The sequence below is a fragment of the Pseudonocardia nantongensis genome (genome assembly GCF_046546495.1).
Classification (GTDB): Bacteria; Actinomycetota; Actinomycetes; order Mycobacteriales; family Pseudonocardiaceae; genus Pseudonocardia; species Pseudonocardia nantongensis.
Genome location: NZ_JBKGXT010000016.1, coordinates 30,736 through 48,891 on the forward strand (window position 1 = coordinate 30,736; position 18,156 = coordinate 48,891).

Genomic DNA, 18,156 nt, shown 5'->3' on the forward strand with positions numbered 1-18,156 from the left:
AAGCTCCGCTCAGCGAAGCGGGTGGACGAACAGGTGCACGTCGCGGGCGTCCTCGGCGGAGAGCCGCACCCCGCGGGGCAGCCGCCCGTACTCGACGAACCCGCGGGCGGCGTAGAACGCCGGGAGCGCGGTGCCGCCGCGGGCCCCGAGGGTGAGCATCTCGACGCCCATCCCGGCGCCCTCCGCCACCGCCGCGGCCAGCAGGACGCTGCCCAGCCCGCGTCCCTGCAGGCCCGGCCGGACCATCAGCCGCTGGACGTCGGCGCGGTGCGCGGCGATCCCGGTGCCGCGGACGAGGAACACGGTACCGTCCGGGTCGGTCTCGGCGCCGAGGACCAGCATCCGGGCGGTTCCGGAACGGACCTCCTCGATCGTCGCGGCGGCGAGGTCCCGGATCTCACCGGGATCCCAGCCGGCCACGAAGTCGACGGCGCCACCGGCCTCGGTGACGGCGATCCAGAGCTCGCCCAGTGCACGGGCGGCGTCCGGGTGCGGATCGGCGACCCGGCGGGGCACCGGGCCGCCCGAGGTCACAGGTTCGGGAACCAGAGCTTGATCTCCCGGTCGGCCGACTCCGCGGAGTCCGAGCCGTGCACCAGGTTGGAACCGGTCTCCAGGGCGAGGTCGCCGCGGACGCTGCCCGGGGCGGCCTTCTCCACCGGGTCGGTGCCGCCGGCCACCTGCCGCCACGCGGCGATCGCCCGCGGGCCATCGACGACGGCGGCCAGCACCGGGCCGGAGGTGATGAAGGCGAGGAGGTCTTCGAAGAAGGGCTTGCCGTCGTGCTCGGCGTAGTGCTGGGCGGCCAGTTCACGGTCGACGATGCGCAGGTCCAGCGCGACCAGGTCGAGGCCCTTGCGCTCGATCCGGGAGACGATCTCACCGACGAGCTTGCGCTGGACCCCGTCGGGCTTGACCAGGACGAGAGTGCGTTCAGTCACGCCGCTCAGGGTAACGACGGTGCGTGACGGTCCTTGCACCGCCACCATCACGCACCCACCGGCCCGCCCGTCAGGTCCACGATCGCCGCGGCGATCCGGTCCAGATCCCGCATGCCGCCCTCGGACACCGCCACGACCAGGTCGAACACCGCGTCCTGGTCCACACGTGGCCGCGCGCCGTTCAGGACGAGGAACACCGCCGTGGCGGCCCAGGCCAGCCTCTTGTTCCCGTCCACCAGAGCATCGTTGGCGCAGAGGCTCTGCAGCAGCGCGGCGGCCTTGAGGTGGAGGCCCGGATAGGCGTCCCGGCCGAGCAGGGTCGTCGCCGACCGGGCCAGGGCCGATTCGAGCAGGCCGAAATCCCGCACCGCCGGCTTCTCGCCGAGTGCGGCCTCGGCGAACCGGAGGACGTTGGTCAGGTCGAGGTAGCGGGTCACGCCCGGCCGAGCCGGTCGAGTGCCTCCCGGAAGTTCTCGGTCACCCAGGCCGCCGCGCGATCGACGTCATCGGTGCGGTCGTGCCGCTCGACGTACTCCCGGACCGCGGCACGGGCGATCTCCTGCATCGAACGGTCCTCGGCCTCCGCACGCCGGCGGAGCGCGTCGGTCTCGTCGTCGGTGAGTCGCAGGGTCATGGCAACGCCGTGATGATACCGGATGCGATACCGGGTCTCCGGAGCTCAGCCGTCCTGCTGCGACGGCAGCGTCCCGGCCGCCATCCGGCGCGCCACCTCCCGGCGCATCCAGACCAGGACCGCCCAGACGACCGCGAACACCAACCCGACGATCCCGAGCGCGGGCACGAACACGAACCCGGCGACGATCAGCAGCACCTGCAGCACGAGCGCGGCGGGCAGCCCCCAGGACCGCCGCTGCACCCCGGAAGCGAGGATCATCGCCAGCGCCAGCGCGCCGACCACGCCGGCCCCGAGCCCGCTCGAGCCGCCCCCGAAACGGGGCACCACCAGCAACGCCAGCAGCACGACGATCGCCTCGAGGATCAGCGTCGCGGCGAACACGCCGCGGGCGCCCTTCATCGGATCCTTCGGCGGCGGGCGCACACCCTCCGGAACCCCGGGCATCTCGCTCACTCGGGCTCCTTGCCGAACAGCGACCGGGCCTCGCCCGCGGTCACCACCGACCCGGTCACCACGACGCCGACGCCGGACTCGCCGGCCTCCTCGGCCAGCTCGACGCCCTCGTCGATCGCCTGCTGCAGCGACGGCTCGACGCTGACCCGGTCCGAGCCGAACACCTCGGTGGCCAGTGCGCCCAGCTCGTCCGGGTCCATCGCCCGCGGCGAGGAGTTCGTCGTCACCACGACCTCGTGCAGCACCGGCTCGAGCCCCTCGAGGATCCCGCGCGCGTCCTTGCCCCGCAGCACGCCGACCACCCCGACCAGCCGGGTGAACCGGAACTCCCCGGTCAGCGCCGTGGCCAGGGCCCTCGCACCGGCGGGGTTGTGCGCGGCGTCGAGCAGCACCGTCGGGGTGTCCGGGCCACCCTGCACCGGCTCCAGCCGCCCAGGGGACCGGATCGACGCGAACGCGGCGCGCACCGCCTCCGGATCCAGCGGCTGCCCGGTACCGGCCCCGATCAGCGCCTCGGCGGCGGCGAGCGCGACCGCCGCGTTCGACGCCTGGTGCTCGCCGTGCAGTGGCAGGAACACGTCGTCGTAGCGCCCCGACAGCCCCTGCAGCTCCAGCCGCTGCCCGCCGACGGCGAGCTCCCGCTCCCGGACGCCGAACTCGGCGCCCTCCCGGGCCACCTGCGCGTCGACCTCGGCGCAGCGCTCGATGAGCACCTCGGCGACCTGCTTGTCCTGCGCCGCGAGCACCGCGACCGAGCCGGGTTTGATGATCCCGGCCTTCTCCCGGGCGATGTCGAGCACGTCGTCACCGAGGTACTCGGCGTGGTCGAGGCCGATCGGCAGGACCACCGCCACGTCGCCGTCCGCGACGTTGGTCGCGTCCCACCGCCCGCCGAGGCCGACCTCGATCACGGCGGCCTCGACCGGCGCGTCGGCGAACGACGCGAACGCCATCGCGGTGAGCACCTCGAACTTGCTCAGCTCCGGCCCCTCGCCGCGCTTGGCGTCGACCAGCTCGATCAGCGGCTCCACCTCGCGGTAGGTCCCGACGTAGCGCTCGGGGGTGATCGGCCGGTTGTCCAGGTTGATCCGCTCGGTGGCCCGCTGCAGGTGCGGGCTCGTGTAGCGGCCGGTGCGCAGGCCCACCTCGGTGAGCAGCGCGTCGATCATCCGGGATGTCGAGGTCTTGCCGTTGGTGCCGGTCAGGTGCACCACCGGGTAGCCGTGCTGCGGCTCGCCGAGGGCGTCGCAGAGCGCGTTGATCCGGTCCAGCGACGGCTCGATCGTCGTCTCCGGCCAGCGCCGGTCCAGGGCCGCCTCGACGGCCAGGAACTCGGCGTAACCGGTGACCGATGACTGCGCGGGCACCACGTCCGGGGTGTCACCGCCGCGGATCTCCTCCAGGACGGCCGCGATCACCGCCTCCTGCGCGTCCTTCTCCGGCTCGGCGGCGTCGTCCTCGCGCGCGGCGGCGTCGGACCGGTCCTCGTCCTCGTCCCGGTCCTCGTCACCCGGCTCGGCCGCCGGGGCCGGCTCGTCGGACTCGCCGTCCGCGCCGAACCCGCCCTCGGCCCAGCGGTCCCCGCCGTACGTCGGTGAGTCCTGCTCGTCGAACTGGTCGTACTCGTCGTCCTCGCGTGGCACGTCTCAGGCCTCCCGCAGCGCGGCCAGCCGCGCGGTGATCCGCTCGATGTCGGCGACGGCGGTCTCCCGCCGGGCCCGGATCCCGTCGACGACGTCGGCCGGTGCCTTCTCGGTGAACTTCGGGTTGCCCAGCTTCTTGTCGGCCTGGTCCCGCTCCTTCTCGGCGGTGGCAAGGTCCTTGCCCAGCCGGGCCCGCTCGGCGGCGACGTCGATCGCCCCCGAGGTGTCCAGCTCGACGGTGACCGGCCCGCCCGAGGTCGCGACCTCGAACGTGGCGGTGGCCGCGAACTCCGGCCCGGCCTCGTCCAGTCGGGTGAGGAACCGGACCGCGGGCCTGTGCGCGGACAGCCCCGCGGCATCCAGCCCGACCAGCCGCGCCGCGACCGACTTGCGGTCCGGCAGGCCCTGCTCGGTGCGGAACCGGCGGACCTCGGTGATCACCTTCTGGGTGTCGGTGACCCGGGCGAGCGCCGCCCGATCGACCGGGGCGCCGGCCTCCCCGGCCCTCGGCCAGGCCGCGGTGACCACCGTCTCCCGCCCGGTCAGCACCGTCCACAGCGCCTCGGTGACGAACGGGGTGATCGGGTGCAGCAGCCGCAGCAGGACGTCGAGGACGTGGCCGAGGACGGCGCGGGTGCCGTCCACGGTGGCCGGGTCGTCCAGCTGGGGCTTGGCCAGCTCGACGTACCAGTCGGCCAGGTCGTCCCACGCGAAGTGGTAGAGCCCCTCGGTGGCCTTCGCGAACTGGTAGCTCTCGAGCAGCTCGTCGGTCTGCTCCCGGACCTCGCCGAGCCGGCCGAGGATCCAGCGGTCGGCGTCGGTGCGGTCGGCCTCGGCGGGCAGCGACGCCGCGGCGTCGGCCCCCTTCGCCAGCGCGAACCGGGTGATGTTCCAGAGCTTCGTGGTGAAGTTCCGCGATCCGGCGACCCACTCCGGCGACAGCGACATGTCGGTGCCCGGGTTGGAGCCGCGGGCGATCGTGAACCGCAGCGCGTCGGCACCGTAGTCGGCCATCAGGTCCAGCGGGTCGATCACGTTGCCCTTGGACTTGGACATCTTCTTGCCGTGCTCGTCCCGGATCAGGCCGTGCAGGTAGACGTCCCGGAACGGGGTCTCGCCCATCGCGTACGTCCCGAACATCATCATCCGGACGACCCAGAAGAACAGGATGTCGTAGCCGGTGACCAGCACCGAGTTCGGGTAGTAGCGCTCCAGGTCCGGGGTCTCGTCCGGCCAGCCGAGCGTGGAGAACGGCCACAGCCCGGAGGAGAACCAGGTGTCGAGGACGTCCGAGTCCTGCCGCCAGCCCTCGCCGCTCGGCGGCTCCTCGTCCGGTCCGACGCAGACGACCTCACCGGCCGGGCCGTACCAGACCGGGATCCGGTGCCCCCACCACAGCTGACGGCTGATGGTCCAGTCGTGCATGTTGTCGACCCAGTCGAAGAAGCGCCTCTCCTGCTCCTCCGGGTGCAGCACGGTCGCCCCGGAGCGGACCGCGTCCCCGGCCGAGCGGGCCAGCGGCTCGACGCGCACGAACCACTGCAGGCTCAGCCGCGGCTCGATCGGGACGCCGGTGCGCGAGCAGTGCCCGACCGAGTGCAGGTAGGGCCGCTTCTCGACGACGATCCGGCCCTGTGCGCGCAGCTCCTCGCTGATCGCGGCGCGCGCCTCGTACCGGTCCATCCCGTCGAACCGGGTGCCGGAGCCGGCGATCGTGCCGGTCTCGTCCATGATCGTGGGCATCGGCAGGTCGTGCCGGCGGCCGACCTCGAAGTCGTTCGGGTCGTGCGCCGGGGTGATCTTGACCGCGCCGGAGCCGAACTCCGGGTCGACGTACTCGTCCGCGATCACCGGGATCCGCCTGCCGGTGATCGGCATCTCGATCTCGGTACCGACCAGGGCGGCGTACCGCTCGTCCCCGGGGTGCACCGCGACCGCGGTGTCGCCCAGCATCGTCTCGACCCGGGTGGTGGCGACGACGACCGAGGCGTCCCCGTCCCCGTAGCGCATGGAGACCAGCTCACCGGAGACCTCGATGTGGTCGACCTCGATGTCCGAGATCGCCGAACGCAGCGCCGGGGACCAGTTGACCAGGCGCTCGGCCCGGTAGATCAGCCCGTCCTCGAACATCCGCTTGAAGACGGTGGCGACCGCGCGGGACAGCCCGTCGTCGAGGGTGAAGCGCTCGCGGGACCAGTCGACGCCGTCCCCCAGGCGCTCCATCTGGCCCAGGATCGACCCGCCGGACTCGGCCTTCCACTCCCAGACCTTCTCGACGAACGACTCCCGCCCGATCGCGTGCCGGTCCGGCTCGCCCGCCGCGGCCATCCGCCGCTCGACGACCGACTGGGTGGCGATGCCGGCATGGTCCATGCCGGGCAGCCACAACGCGTCGTAGCCCAGCATCCGGCGGCGCCGGGTCAGCACGTCGATCAGCGTGTGGTCCATCGCGTGGCCGAGGTGCAGGCTGCCGGTGACGTTCGGCGGCGGGATGACGATGCAGAACGGCGGCTTCTCGGACGCCGGGTCGGCCTCGAAGTACCCGCGCTCGACCCAGCGGCGGTACATGTCGCCCTCTACCTCGCCCGGGGTCCACTTGGCGGGCAGGTCGGCAGTACGCGATGGCAGGGTCTCGGTCACATGTCAAGTCTACGAGGCGACACCGACAGGTTCCCGGGCCCCCGCGCCCGGCTCACGGTCTCGGGACCAGCGCGCAGTACGCCCGGGGCCACCCGAGCACGGGCGTCGCGGACCGGGTGGCGAGCGTCCCCGGGGCGAGCAGCCGGACCTCCCCGGACGACGGCTCGTAGACCTCCCAGCCCCGCTCACCGACCCGGATGACCAGCACCCAGTGCCGGGGCAGCCACACCGAGCCGACCAGCAGCGGGACCGGGTGCCCGGCCGCGGCGGCGGCCGCGACCGCGCCGGAGGTGGCGGAGCTCCAGGGCCGGATCCGGAACCGCCCGGCGGCCGGGGCGTGCCGGTGCAGCCACCGTCGCATCCCGAACGGCGTCGTGCCGAGCGCGCGCGGCCACCAGCGGTTCGCCTGCCGGTGCGCGAGCCGCTGCGCCCGGCCGAACCGCCCCGCCACCGCGCCCGGCCAGCCCGAGCCGGTCAGTGCGGCCGTCGCGACCAGCACCGACGGACCGCATGAGACGCCGTCGACCTGGGCGAGCAACCGCCGGCCGGCCCGCTGCGGCCCGGGCCTCATCCGGGCGCTCCGAGCCGCCGGTCGGCCGACCGGGACACCAGCGCCAGCGCGATCGCGCCCGCCGTCAGGCCGACCCCGATCAGCGACGGCGAGGTCAGGCCCCAGCCGGCGGCGATGACGACGCCGCCCAGCGCCGGGCCCAGCGAGTTGCCGACGTTGAACGCCGAGGTGTTGGTCGCGCTGGCCAGCGTCGGCGCCGCCCCGGCCAGGGCGAACACCCGCGCGTTCAGCGGGGCGGCGGCCATGAACGCGATGAACCCGAGCCCGACCGCGAGCGCCGGCGCGGCACCCGGCAGCGGCGCGGTGAGCCCGAGCGCGGCGAGCAGCACCCCCGCACCGGTCAGCGCCGCGAAGAGCGTCGGCCACGGGTACGCGTCGGCGAACCGGCCGCCGACGGTGATCCCGGCCAGCGAGCCGATGCCGGCACCGAACTGGACCGCGGGCACCCCGCCCGGTTCGAGTCCGGCGACGTCGATCAGCAGCGGGGCCAGGTAGGCCAGCATCGCGATCATGCCGGCCTGGTAGAGCGCGGTGGTGCCGAGCGCGAGCCACAACCGGCCGCGCCGGAACGCCGCGGTCTCGGCGGCCAGACCCGGAGCCCGGCCGGACGGCCGCCCGCCCGGCACCATCGCCAGCACGCCGGCCAGCCCGGCCACCGCGAGCACCGCGATCAGCCAGAACGTGGCCCGCCAGCCGAACTGCTGGCCGACCACGGTGCCCAGCGGGATGCCGACGACGTTCGACACGGTCAGCCCCGCCAGCAGCCGGGACAGCGCCCGCGCCCGGTCCCCCGGCCGCACGGACGACACGGTCACGACCGCGGCGACCGCCCAGAATCCGCCGGTCGCCACCGCCGTCAGCACCCGGATCGCGACGAGCAGCGGGTAGCTGGTGGTCACCGCGGCGAGCACGTGCGCCGCGATCACCACGAGCAGCATCGCGACCAGCGTGGTGCGCCGCGGCAGGCGCAGCGTCGCGACCGCCATCACGGGTGCTCCGACGATCATCCCGACGGCGAACGCCGAGATCAGGTAGCCGACCTCGGGGACCGAGACGCCGAGGTCCCCGGCCATCTCCGGGAGCAGCCCGGTGATCACGAACTCGCTGGTGCCGAGCACGAAGATGCTCAGGGCGAGCACGGTGACCACCCGGGGCACTCGAGCCCGGCCGGTGCCGGTGACCGCGCCGGTGTCGGTCGCACAGGTCATACCTCTCCCGAACCCCTCCCGACGCCGCGGGCTCGCCCGGCGTGGTGGCCGCCGGAACCCGGTCGCCGACGCTAACCACCTCCGGCGCCCGCCTCATTCCGGTTTCCGCCGTAGGCTCGGCGGACGTGAGCGCCGACACCACCGCCAGCCTGTCCCCCGAGGTCGTCGAGTTCCTCTCCGAGGGCACCCGCACCGGCATGCTCGGCTGGACGGCCGCCGACGGGCGCCCGCTCGTCGCGCCGGTCTGGTTCGTGGTCTCCGGCGGCGGGATCGTCTTCAACACCGGTGCGGACACCGCCAAGGGGCGCGCGATCGCGCGCGATCCGCGGCTGGTGCTGACCGCCGACCTGCAGGCCCCGCCGTACGCGTTCGTGCAGGTCCAGGGCGTCGCGACGACCAGCGACGACCCGGCGGAGCTGGAGCGCACCGCGACCGCGATCGGTGGCCGCTACATGGGTGCCGACCGCGCCGAGGAGTTCGGCCGGCGCAACGGCGTGCCGGGCGAGCTCGCCGTCCGGATCCGGCCGACGAAGGTCAACGCCGTGCTGGACATGACGACGTAGCTCCCCGGCAGCCGCAGACGGAGCCGCACCCGCGCCCGGCGCGCGGCGGCGGCGGCGGTCGCCCGGCCGGGTGGACCCGTCCGGTGCCCGGCGTGCCCGGGCGCGGGCGGCCGCGCCCGGCCGTCACGGTGGCCCGGTGTCGCGATCCCGTCTCCCGGTGCTGGCCGTCCTCGCCACCGCGCTCGCCCTGACCGCCGGCATCGCGCCGGCCGCGGTCGGCGCGCCCGCCACCGCGACGGAACCCGCCACCCCGGCCCCGGCTCCCGATACCGACCCCGCGCCGCGCCGCCCGGTCGGCGGCCAGGCGCTGGGCGGCTACTACGCGGACCCCACGATCGCCGTCTCCGGGCGGACGTACTACATGTACCCGACCACCGACGGCGACGGCGCGGCCGACGCGTCGTTCACCGTCTGGACCTCGCGGGACCTGGTCAGCTGGCGGAACCGGGGCGAGGTGCTGCGGCTCGGCCCCGACGTCGAATGGGCGGACGAGCTCGCCTGGGCGCCGGAGATCGCCGAGCGGGACGGCCGCTGGTACCTCTACTTCACCGGTGACACGAAGATCGGCGTCGCGGTCGCCGACTCCCCGCTGGGCCCGTTCACCGACAGCGGGCGCCCGCTGGTGCCGTCCAACCCGGGCGGCCGCGGCGCGGCAATCGATCCGGCGGTGCTCGCCGCTCCGGACGGCACCCGCTACCTGTACTGGGGCAACGGCCAGGCGCACGTCGTCCCGCTGAACCCGGACATGACCTCGTTCGACCCGGCGAAGATCCAGGTGATCGAGGGGCTGGACGGGTTCGGCGAGGGCCTGCACATGACCTACCGGGCCGGGACCTACCACCTGACCTGGTCGATCGGGGACTTCCGCTCCGAGGACTACCGGGTCGGCTACGCGACTGCGCCGAGCCCGACCGGCCCGTTCACCGACCACGGGGTGATCCTCGCCAAGGATCTGCGTCAGGGCGTCCGCGGGCCCGGGCACGGCTCGGTGCTGCGGATCCCCGGCACCGACGAGTGGTTCTACGCCTACCACCGCTTCGCGATCCCCGGCGGCGACGGCACGCACCGCGAGGTCACCCTGGACCGGCTCCCGATCACCCCCGAGGGCCGGTTCGGCCGGATCGCTCCCACCCTCACCGGGCCCGCCCCGCACCCGGTACCGGTCACCTGACCTCCCTGCGCCCGCGAGCCTGACCCGAAGCTTGACCTGAAGTCGAGTGCAGTTCCTAGCGTCCCGCCCGACCGATGAGTTCGCGGGCGCCGCGTGGTCCCCCACCACGACGGACGATCAGGACGGGGTGAGGGACGTGTCCCACGAGGGAACGACGACCGGGACGGCGCCGGCGCTGGACCTGCGACACGGCACGCAGCGGGTGTTCGCGCACCTCGTCGCCGGCACCCTGACGGTGTCGGTCGTGAACTTCACGATCTGGTTCGCGGTGACGTTCTGGGTGTTCCTGGAGACCGGGTCGGTGCTGGCGACCGGGATCATCGCGGGCATCTTCCTGGCCGCGACGAGCCTGACCGGGATCTGGTTCGGCAGCCTGGTCGACCGGTTCCGCAAGCGGACGGTCATGCAGGCATCGGCCGCGGTGTCGGCGGCGATCTACCTGGGCTGCCTGGCGATCCTGCTGTCGACCCCTGCGGCCGGGTTCCGGGACCCGGCGAGCCCGCTGCTGTGGGGGTTCGTCGTGCTGCTGATGGCCGGTGTGATCACCGGCAACCTGCGGACCGTCGCGATGCCCACCCTGGTGACGTTGCTGATCCCGGCCGGCCTGCGGGACCGGGCGAACGGCCTGGTCGGGACCGCGACCGGCGTCTCGTTCCTGGTGACGTCGGTGCTGTCCGGGCTGCTGGTGGCCGTCGACGGGATGCGCTCGGTGCTGCTGCTCGGGATCGTCGCGCTGGCGGCGTCGCTGCTGCACCTGGCCCGGATCCGGGTGCCCGAGCCCGCGCCCGCGCGGACCGGCGGTGCCGGCGACGGCGTGGACCTGCGCGGGACGCTCCGGATCGTCCGCGGCGTCCCAGGGCTGCCCGCACTGATCGTGTTCAGCTGCGTGAACAACCTGCTCGGCGGGGTGTTCATGGCGCTGATGGACCCCTACGGCCTGACGATGATGTCGGTGCAGGCGTGGGGGCTGCTGTGGGGCGCGCTGTCCACCGGCGTGATCGTCGGCGGGCTGCTGGTGGCCCGGACCGGGCTCGGTGCGCAGCCGGTGCGGACGCTGCTGCTGGTCAACGCCGTCCTGTGGACGACGACGATGCTGTTCCCGTTGCAGGCCTCGATCGTGCTGCTCACGATCGGGATGGTGGTGTTCATGTTGCTGATGCCCTACGCCGAGGCGGCCGAGCAGACGGTGCTGCAACGGGTGGTCCCCTACGGCCGTCAGGGCCGGGTGTTCGGGTTCGCGCAGAGCGTCGAGCAGGCCGCGTCACCGCTGACCGCGTTCCTGCTGGCCCCGGTCACCGAGCTGTGGGTGGTGCCGTTCATGACCGACGGCGCCGGGGCCCGGCTGATCGGCGACTGGTTCGGCACCGGGACGGCCAGGGCGATCGCCCTGGTGTTCGTGGTGACCGGGCTGATCGGCCTGGTCCTGACCGTCACCGCCCTGACCAGTGGCCCGTACCGGCGGCTGCGCGCCGCCTACCGGGAGTCCGCGACCGTCGAGCAGACCCCCGCCGGCACCGTGCCGACCCCGGCCGCCGCGTGCCCCGCGACCGATCCGGCCTGCGCCGCCGCCTGACAACCTCCGCCCCCGCTGCACACCCCTTCGCGGCCGTCACACCCGCCGCAACAGGTGTGACGCCGGGCCACGCGGTGCGAAGCCCGGGCACGGGTGCGCCGGGTGCGACCGGCGGTCAGGCGCGGGTCAACGTGGTGTTCCAGAGCGAGGCGCCGTCCTGGTCGCGGAGGTGGGCCGCCAGCTCGGAACCGTCGGGCGCGACGTCGATCTCGCCGAAGTGCTGGAACCCCTCCACCGGCGAGGCCCCGTCCCGGTCCGGCCCGCGGGCGAAGACGGCCTCCGGCCCGAAGGTCGGGTCCAGCTCGCTCGGCCCGAACGCCCCGGCGTGCAGCGGCCCGGAGACGAACTCCCAGAACGGGTCGAAACCGGCGAAGGCGGCCCGCTCGGGCGAGTAGTGGTGGGCCGCGGTGTAGTGCACGTCGGCGGTCACCCAGACCACGTTGCGGACCCTTCTGCGGGCCAGCGCGGTGAGCACCCCGGCGATCTCCGACTCGCGCCCGCTCGGCGGCCCCGGCTCGCCGTTCGCGATTGCCTCCCAGGCGGTGTCGCCGTCCGGAACCAGCACCCCGATCGGCATGTCCGAGGCGACGATCTTCCAGGTCGCCCGGGACGACGCCAGCGCCTCCACCAGCCAGCGGGACTGCCGCTCCCCCAGGATCGGCTCGGACGCCCCGGCGTCGATGCGGCCCCCGCGAGAGGGAGTGCGTCGACCGGTGTTCGCCGTGTTCGGCCCGCGGTAGGTCCGCATGTCGATCACGAAGACCTCGACGTGCGGCCCGAACGGCATCCGCCGGTACACCCGGCCGTCGACGGCGAGTGCCGGGTCGAGCGGCTGCCACTCGTGGAACGCGCGAAAGGCCCGCTCGGCGAGCACGTCCACCCGCTTCTCGGAGTACTTCTCGCCGACCTCGCCGGTCAGGATCTCGCCCGGATACCAGTTGTTGACGACCTCGTGGTCGTCCCACTGCACGATCTGGCCGACCGACGCGGCGAACCGGCGCAGGTTGTCGTCGCGCAGGTTGTAGGCGAACTGGCCGCGGTACTCGGCGAGGGTCTCGGCGACCTTCGCCTTCTCCGGCGTCATCTCGTTCCGCCAGACCCGGCCGTCGGGCAGCGTGACGGTCTCGGTCAGCGGCCCGTCGGCGTAGACGGTGTCCCCCGAGTGCAGGAACAGGTCCGGCTCCCGGTCGGCCATCGCGGAGAAGATCCGCATCCCGCCGGTCGCGCGGTCGATCCCCCATCCCTGTCCCGCGACGTCGCCCGACCACTGGATCCGGACGGGCTCGCCGCGGCCGGGCACCGCCCGGAAGGAGCCGGTCAGCGGCTCGCTCGCGGCGCCGCCGGCGAGGTCCTCGGCGACGACCCGGTAGTGCACCCGCCCGGCGGCGGCCGGGATGCGCAGCTTCCCGGTCAGGTCGGTGTCCGGGGTCAGCACCGGGCCGGGGATCCGCCTGGCCCGGCGGAACTCCGGGTTGTCGGCGACCTCGACGTGCATCCGGGACGGCCGGTCGGCGCGGGTCCAGACCAGGCCGGAGCCGGGCCGGACGTCGCCGGACGTGACGCCGTGGGTGAGCACCGGGCGCCCGGACCGGAGCAGCGCGGGGGCCGCGCCGGCGGTGCCCGGCAGGGTCAGGGCGGCGGCGCCGGCGAGGCCACCGGCGGCCGCGGAACGCAGCAGGGAACGACGGGAGAAGGGGACCACCCGGAAAGTGTCACCCGTCCGGGTGACCGGAGGGTGAACGCCGGGTTCATCCCCAGGTGCCGGCCTTGCGGGAGATCCGTTCGGCGAGGTCGGCCACCGCGGTGTCCGGGTCGGTGGCCCGGCCCGCGGCGATCCCGAGCAGGAACGCGGTGACCGGCGCGGCTGGCCGGGACACCCCGTGCGCGACGTCGGCGGTCAGGTCGAGCACGGTGTCCACCACCGCGCCGGTGTCGACGTCGGTGAGGCCCAGGTCCGCGGCGACGGCGGACACCCAGTCCGCCATCGCCGCGGCGTCGTCGCCGGCCATCAGCCGAACAACGCCGGGATCTTCAGGAGCAGCTCGTAGAGCCCGTAGCCGAACGGGATGCCGACCCAGAGCCAGGCCAGCACCGCCCCGACCCACTGCAGCGGACTCCAGCCGGCCGATCCGGCCTGCTCGTGCGTGCTCATGTCTGCGCCCCCTTCGACGGCACGGTCTCCGTCCCGGCGGCGCCGGGCTCGGGTTCGTGGTGCTTCGGGTTCACCGGCCGGATCAGCTCGTTGCACACGAACGCGATCACCAGCAACACGATCATGATCGAGAACGCGGTGGTGTACCGGGCCGGGCCCTCCACCCCGGCCTGGATCCGGGCGTCGGCAATCGCGTTGACGATCACTGGGCCGAGCACGCCGGCGACCGACCACGCGGTGAGCAGCCGGCCGTGGATCGCGCCGACCTGGTAGGTGCCGAACAGGTCCCGCAGGTAGGCGGGCACGGTCGCGAAGCCGGCGCCGTAGAACGACAGGATCAGCACGGCGGCAATGATGAACAGCGCCCGGTTCGAGTTCGGGACCAGCGTGATCAGCAGGTAGAGCAGCGCGCCGACGCCCAGGTAGATCCGGTACATGTTCTTGCGGCCGAGCACGTCCGACAGCGACGACCAGGCGATCCGGCCGGCCGAGTTGGCCAGCGAGAGGATCGACACGAACCCGACCGCCGCGGCGGAGAGCAACTCTGCGGGGGTGGAGTCGCGGAAGAAGTCCTGGAAGATCGGGTTCGCCCGCTCCAGGATGCCGATGCCGGCCGTGACGTTGAAGGTGAGCACCACCCACAGCAGCCAGAACTGCGGGGTGCGCAGCGCCGTGTTCGCCGAGACCTGACCGGTGGAGATCATCCCGCTCTGCTTGGCGGTCGTCGGGTCCCAGCCGGGCGGCACCCAGCCGTCGGCGGGCACCCGGATGAGCAGCCAGCCCATCGACATGAAGACCAGGTAGATCAGGCCCATGACCAGGAACGTCGACCCGATCCCGGACGCCGTCGCGCCGTCACCGGAGCCGCCGAACGCCGACAACAGCGACGAGGTCAGCGGCGAGGCGATCAGCGCGCCGCCGCCGAAGCCCATGATCGCCAGACCGGTGGAGAGGCCCGGCCGGTCCGGGAACCACTTGATCAGCGTCGACACCGGCGAGATGTAGCCGATACCGAGCCCGATCCCGCCCACGAAGCCGTAGCCGACGACGACCAGCCAGTACTGGCCCAGGTAGAGCCCGACCGCGGAGATCAGGAATCCGGCGACGAAGCAGCCGGTCGCCACGGCCATCGCCCAGCGCGGGCCGTTGGCGTCCACCTTGGTGCCGAACACCGCCGACGACAGGCCCAGCATGATGATGCCGAGGGTGAACGGCAGCGCCGTCGCGACGCCGGACAGGTCCAGCGCGTTGGCCAGCGGCGTCTTGAACGCGCTCCACGCGTAGACCTGACCGATGGCCAGGTGGATGGACAGTGCCGCCGGTGGGACGAGCCACCGGCTCCATCCGGGCGGGGCGACGATGCGCTCCCTCGTCAGAAATCCGGCCATGGTGTCCTCCGTCGGTCGTTGACGGCGCAACGCTAAGTAACCGGAGGGACCAGTGCAATTCGGGGAAGATCACGAAACGACGACGCCGGCCCCACCTGGTCGTGGACCGGCGTGTTCGCGGTGGAGCGCTCAGGCGGAGCGGTCGCGGCGCTCCCGGCGGGGAGGCTGCCGCGGCACGATCGTCGGGTTGACGTTCTCCTTCACCGTCTGCGCGGTGACCACGACCTTGGCCACGTCGTCCCGGCTCGGGATGTCGTACATGACCGGGAGGAGCACCTCCTCCATGATCGCCCGCAGGCCACGGGCGCCGGTGCCGCGCAGGATCGCCTGGTCGGCGACCGCGTCCAGCGCGTCCTCGGCGAAGTCCAGCTCCACGCCATCCATCTCGAACAGCTTGCGGTACTGCTTGACCAGGGCGTTGCGCGGCTCGGTGAGGATCTTGACCAGGGCGTCCTTGTCCAGCGAGGTCACCGACGCCACGATCGGCAGCCGGCCGATGAACTCGGGGATCAGCCCGAACTTGATCAGGTCCTCGGGCAGGGTCTCGGCGAAGCTCTCCGACGAGTCCATGTCCTTCTTCGAGCGGATGTCGGCGCCGAAGCCGATGCCGGACTTGCCGACCCGCTCCCCGATGATCCGCTCCAGCCCGGCGAACGCACCGGCCACGATGAACAGCACGTTCGTCGTGTCGATCTGGATGAACTCCTGGTGCGGGTGCTTGCGGCCGCCCTGCGGCGGGACGCTCGCGGTGGTCCCCTCCAGGATCTTCAGCAGGGCCTGCTGCACACCCTCGCCCGAGACGTCCCGGGTGATCGACGGGTTCTCCGACTTGCGGGCGACCTTGTCGACCTCGTCGATGTAGATGATCCCGGTCTCGGCGCGCTTCACGTCGTAGTCCGCGGCCTGGATCAGCTTCAGCAGGATGTTCTCGACGTCCTCGCCGACGTAGCCGGCCTCGGTCAGCGCCGTGGCGTCGGCGATCGCGAACGGGACGTTGAGCAGCTTCGCCAGCGTCTGCGCCAGGTAGGTCTTGCCGCAGCCGGTGGGACCGAGCATCAGGATGTTCGACTTGGCGATCTCGATGCCGTCGGCGGCGTCGCCGCCGCCCGCGGCGCGGGTCCGCTCACCGGCCTGGATGCGCTTGTAGTGGTTGTAGACGGCCACGGACAGCGTGCGCTTGGTGTCGGGCTGGCCGATGACGTACTGGTCGAGGAAGTCGTGGATCTCGGCGGGCTTGGGCAGCTCGTCGAGCTTGACCTCACCGGCCTCGGCCAGCTCCTCCTCGATGATCTCGTTGCAGAGGTCGATGCACTCGTCGCAGATGTAGACGCCGGGGCCGGCGATGAGCTTCTTGACCTGCTTCTGGCTCTTCCCGCAGAACGAGCACTTCAGCAGGTCCCCGCCGTCGCCGATGCGTGCCATAGGTGTCGATCCCCAGTCCTGGTCCGGCGTGTGCTGTGTCGCGGCCTTCTCGCGCGCGGCCCGACCGGGACGAGCGCACGGCTCGCCCGGCACGGCGTGGCTCCGTCCTCGGAAGAAGACGGTACCTGCCCGGGCCCGCCGTCGGGACCTTCTCCGGTGTCCGATTCGACGGCGGGTCGGCGGGCGGTCGCCGGCCACTGTCCGTTCAGCGGCCGGCGACCCGGAGCGTCAGCGTCCGCTGGTGGCGGACAGCTTCCGGCTCTGCACGATCTCGTCCACCAGGCCGTACTCCTTGGCCTCCTCGGCCGTGAGGATCTTGTCCCGGTCGATGTCGGCGTGCACCTGCTCCGCGGTGCGGTTGCTGTGCCGGGCGAGGACCTCCTCCATCCGCTTGCGGATGCGGGAGATCTCGGTGGCCTGGATCTCCAGGTCCGACGCCTGGCCGTAGACACCCTCGGTGGCCGGCTGGTGGATCAGGATGCGGGCGTTCTCGACCGCCATCCGGCGGCCCGGGCTGCCCGCGGCCAGCAGCACGGCCGCCGCCGACGCGGCCTGCCCGAGGCAGACCGTCTGGATGTCGGGCCGGATGAACTGCATCGTGTCGTAGATCGCCATCAGCGACGTGAACGACCCGCCCGGCGAGTTGATGTAGAGCGAGATCTCGCGGTCCGGGTCCAGCGACTCGAGCACCAGCAGCTGGGCCATGGTGTCGTTCGCCGAGGTGTCGTTGATCTGCTCGCCGAGGAAGATGATGCGCTCCTCGAAGAGCTTGTTGTACGGGTTCGACTCCTTGACCCCGTAGCTCGTGCGCTCCACGTAGGACGGCAGCACGTACCGGGCGGTGGCCGGGTGCGGCGCGTACCCACCCGGGCCGCGAAGGTCGGCGATCGACTCGGGGTGGCGCGGATCGAAGGTGCTCATCAGGCGCTCCCGTTCTGCGAACCGATACCCGATCGGCCTGCGTGGGTGACGACGTGGTCGACGAAGCCGTAGTCCAGGGCCTCCTGCGCGGAGAACCAGCGGTCCCGGTCCGAGTCCCGCTCGATGGTCTCGAGCGACTGCCCGGTGTGCTGGGCGATCAGCTCGGCCATCTCGTGCTTCGTCTTCCGCAGCTGGTCGGCCAGGATCGTGATGTCGGCCTCGGTGCCGCCGATGCCGCCCGAGGGCTGGTGCATCATGATCCGCGCGTGCGGCAGTGCCGACCGCTTGCCGGGGGTCCCCGCGGAGAGCAGGAACTGCCCCATCGACGCGGCGAGCCCCATCGCCGTCGTCGCCACGTCGCACGGGATCAGGTTCATGGTGTCGAAGACGGCCATGCCGTCGTTCACCGAACCGCCCGGCGAGTTGATGTAGAGCTGGATGTCCTTCTCGGGGTCCTCGGCCGCGAGCAGCAGCATCTGTGCCGCGATCCGGTTCGAGATCTCCGAGTCCACCTGCTGGCCGAGCACGATGATCCGCTGCTGGAGCAGCCGCTCGTACACCGAGTCGGACAGCGACATGCTGCTGGGCGCGGACCGCATCTGCGGCCCGTCGCCGCGGCCCACGACCGGGCCGGTGTCCTGCTGGCTCACTTCACCCTGCTTTCCGAAGTCGGGGGCACCGGCGCTCGCACGCCGGCGGGTCCCGAGGGTCTTCCCTGGTCGCTCTCGGTTCTCCGGTGTCGGGTCTCGCGAACCCGTTCACGGTCCCTTCGGGACCGGTTCGGGGCCGACCCTACGCGGACCGTCCGGCCCGCGTAGGGAACGACGCCCGATGTTCGCCGAGAGCGCACCCGGCGTGCTGCGGCAGCACGCC

19 protein-coding genes are annotated in these 18,156 nt (G+C 72.7%); 3 read left to right on the plus strand and 16 right to left on the minus strand.

The genetic code is table 11. The annotated features are described in order from the left end of the window. Positions 1–9: 9 nt before the first annotated feature. From ACLFMI_RS17815 to ACLFMI_RS17855, 9 genes are read right to left on the minus strand one after another with little or no spacing between them, the layout of a single operon-like run. The gene (locus tag ACLFMI_RS17815; protein WP_410949008.1) at positions 10–534 is read right to left on the minus strand and encodes a GNAT family N-acetyltransferase; all 525 of its coding nucleotides are present in this window, start codon (positions 532–534) and stop codon (positions 10–12) included. Continuing rightward, a complete protein-coding gene (gene ndk, locus ACLFMI_RS17820; protein WP_410949009.1) occupies positions 531–941 on the minus strand; it encodes a nucleoside-diphosphate kinase in 411 nt (136 codons plus the stop codon). The genes ACLFMI_RS17815 and ndk overlap by 4 nt, the downstream gene beginning before the upstream one ends. Before the next feature lie 47 nt (positions 942–988). Then, complete coding sequence (locus ACLFMI_RS17825; protein WP_410949010.1) at positions 989–1,378, minus strand: type II toxin-antitoxin system death-on-curing family toxin; 390 nt, start codon at positions 1,376–1,378, stop codon at positions 989–991. Continuing rightward, complete coding sequence (locus ACLFMI_RS17830; protein WP_410949011.1) at positions 1,375–1,575, minus strand: ribbon-helix-helix protein, CopG family; 201 nt, start codon at positions 1,573–1,575, stop codon at positions 1,375–1,377. The genes ACLFMI_RS17825 and ACLFMI_RS17830 overlap by 4 nt, the downstream gene beginning before the upstream one ends. A gap of 45 nt (positions 1,576–1,620) precedes the next feature. Then, a complete protein-coding gene (locus ACLFMI_RS17835; RefSeq protein WP_410949122.1) occupies positions 1,621–2,022 on the minus strand; it encodes a DUF4233 domain-containing protein in 402 nt (133 codons plus the stop codon). A 5-nt stretch (positions 2,023–2,027) separates the two neighbouring features. Beyond that, complete coding sequence (locus tag ACLFMI_RS17840; RefSeq protein WP_410949012.1) at positions 2,028–3,674, minus strand: bifunctional folylpolyglutamate synthase/dihydrofolate synthase; 1,647 nt, start codon at positions 3,672–3,674, stop codon at positions 2,028–2,030. Between the two features lie 3 nt (positions 3,675–3,677). Then, on the minus strand, positions 3,678–6,314 hold the full coding sequence (locus ACLFMI_RS17845; RefSeq protein WP_410949013.1) for a valine--tRNA ligase: 2,637 nt from the start codon (positions 6,312–6,314) through the stop codon (positions 3,678–3,680). 52 nt (positions 6,315–6,366) lie between these two features. After that, a complete protein-coding gene (locus tag ACLFMI_RS17850; RefSeq protein ID WP_410949014.1) occupies positions 6,367–6,885 on the minus strand; it encodes a hypothetical protein in 519 nt (172 codons plus the stop codon). After that, positions 6,882–8,093: an MFS transporter gene (locus ACLFMI_RS17855; protein WP_410949015.1), complete on the minus strand. Its 1,212-nt coding sequence runs from the start codon at positions 8,091–8,093 to the stop codon at positions 6,882–6,884. Before ACLFMI_RS17855 ends, ACLFMI_RS17850 begins: the two co-directional genes overlap by 4 nt. Before the next feature lie 125 nt (positions 8,094–8,218). On the opposite strand from ACLFMI_RS17855, the gene ACLFMI_RS17860 reads away from it, so the two are divergent. The 3 genes from ACLFMI_RS17860 (at position 8,219) to ACLFMI_RS17870 (ending at position 11,400) form a co-directional block, all read left to right on the plus strand. Next, positions 8,219–8,656 carry a PPOX class F420-dependent oxidoreductase gene (locus ACLFMI_RS17860; RefSeq protein ID WP_410949016.1) on the plus strand — a complete coding sequence of 146 codons (438 nt, stop codon included), beginning with the start codon at positions 8,219–8,221 and terminating at the stop codon, positions 8,654–8,656. A 136-nt stretch (positions 8,657–8,792) separates the two neighbouring features. After that, entirely contained in the window at positions 8,793–9,827 is a 1,035-nt protein-coding gene (locus ACLFMI_RS17865; RefSeq protein WP_410949017.1) for a family 43 glycosylhydrolase, read from the plus strand. 136 nt (positions 9,828–9,963) lie between these two features. After that, on the plus strand, positions 9,964–11,400 hold the full coding sequence (locus tag ACLFMI_RS17870) for an MFS transporter (protein ID WP_410949018.1): 1,437 nt from the start codon (positions 9,964–9,966) through the stop codon (positions 11,398–11,400). 115 nt (positions 11,401–11,515) lie between these two features. Here ACLFMI_RS17870 and ACLFMI_RS17875 read toward each other — a convergent pair whose 3' ends face one another. From ACLFMI_RS17875 to ACLFMI_RS17905, 7 genes are all read right to left on the minus strand, one after another. Beyond that, a complete protein-coding gene (locus ACLFMI_RS17875) occupies positions 11,516–13,102 on the minus strand; it encodes an alkaline phosphatase D family protein (RefSeq protein WP_410949019.1) in 1,587 nt (528 codons plus the stop codon). Between the two features lie 46 nt (positions 13,103–13,148). Then, complete coding sequence (locus tag ACLFMI_RS17880) at positions 13,149–13,409, minus strand: DUF6457 domain-containing protein (RefSeq protein WP_410949020.1); 261 nt, start codon at positions 13,407–13,409, stop codon at positions 13,149–13,151. Next, positions 13,409–13,552 carry an MFS transporter small subunit gene (locus ACLFMI_RS17885; protein WP_410949021.1) on the minus strand — a complete coding sequence of 48 codons (144 nt, stop codon included), beginning with the start codon at positions 13,550–13,552 and terminating at the stop codon, positions 13,409–13,411. The genes ACLFMI_RS17880 and ACLFMI_RS17885 overlap by 1 nt, the downstream gene beginning before the upstream one ends. Then, the gene (locus ACLFMI_RS17890; RefSeq protein ID WP_410949022.1) at positions 13,549–14,940 is read right to left on the minus strand and encodes an OFA family MFS transporter; all 1,392 of its coding nucleotides are present in this window, start codon (positions 14,938–14,940) and stop codon (positions 13,549–13,551) included. Before ACLFMI_RS17890 ends, ACLFMI_RS17885 begins: the two co-directional genes overlap by 4 nt. A gap of 129 nt (positions 14,941–15,069) precedes the next feature. After that, entirely contained in the window at positions 15,070–16,362 is a 1,293-nt protein-coding gene (gene clpX, locus ACLFMI_RS17895; RefSeq protein WP_410949023.1) for an ATP-dependent Clp protease ATP-binding subunit ClpX, read from the minus strand. A 228-nt stretch (positions 16,363–16,590) separates the two neighbouring features. Next, positions 16,591–17,250 carry an ATP-dependent Clp protease proteolytic subunit gene (locus ACLFMI_RS17900; protein WP_410949123.1) on the minus strand — a complete coding sequence of 220 codons (660 nt, stop codon included), beginning with the start codon at positions 17,248–17,250 and terminating at the stop codon, positions 16,591–16,593. A gap of 32 nt (positions 17,251–17,282) precedes the next feature. Beyond that, a complete protein-coding gene (locus ACLFMI_RS17905; protein ID WP_410949124.1) occupies positions 17,283–17,882 on the minus strand; it encodes an ATP-dependent Clp protease proteolytic subunit in 600 nt (199 codons plus the stop codon). Positions 17,883–18,156 lie beyond the last annotated feature (274 nt).

Bases quoted from the DNA above. Each gene is read 5' to 3' on its own strand.
- ACLFMI_RS17830 (WP_410949011.1), bottom strand. From the start codon at position 1,575: ATGACCCTGCGACTCACCGACGACGAGACCGACGCGCTCCGCCGGCGT.
- ACLFMI_RS17835 (WP_410949122.1), bottom strand. From the start codon at position 2,022: ATGCCCGGGGTTCCGGAGGGTGTGCGCCCGCCGCCGAAGGATCCGATG.
- ACLFMI_RS17850 (WP_410949014.1), bottom strand. From the start codon at position 6,885: ATGAGGCCCGGGCCGCAGCGGGCCGGCCGGCGGTTGCTCGCCCAGGTC.
- ACLFMI_RS17855 (WP_410949015.1), bottom strand. From the start codon at position 8,093: ATGACCTGTGCGACCGACACCGGCGCGGTCACCGGCACCGGCCGGGCT.
- ACLFMI_RS17880 (WP_410949020.1), bottom strand. From the start codon at position 13,409: ATGGCCGGCGACGACGCCGCGGCGATGGCGGACTGGGTGTCCGCCGTC.
- ACLFMI_RS17885 (WP_410949021.1), bottom strand. From the start codon at position 13,552: ATGAGCACGCACGAGCAGGCCGGATCGGCCGGCTGGAGTCCGCTGCAG.
- ACLFMI_RS17890 (WP_410949022.1), bottom strand. From the start codon at position 14,940: ATGGCCGGATTTCTGACGAGGGAGCGCATCGTCGCCCCGCCCGGATGG.
- clpX (WP_410949023.1), bottom strand. From the start codon at position 16,362: ATGGCACGCATCGGCGACGGCGGGGACCTGCTGAAGTGCTCGTTCTGC.
- ACLFMI_RS17905 (WP_410949124.1), bottom strand. From the start codon at position 17,882: ATGCGGTCCGCGCCCAGCAGCATGTCGCTGTCCGACTCGGTGTACGAG.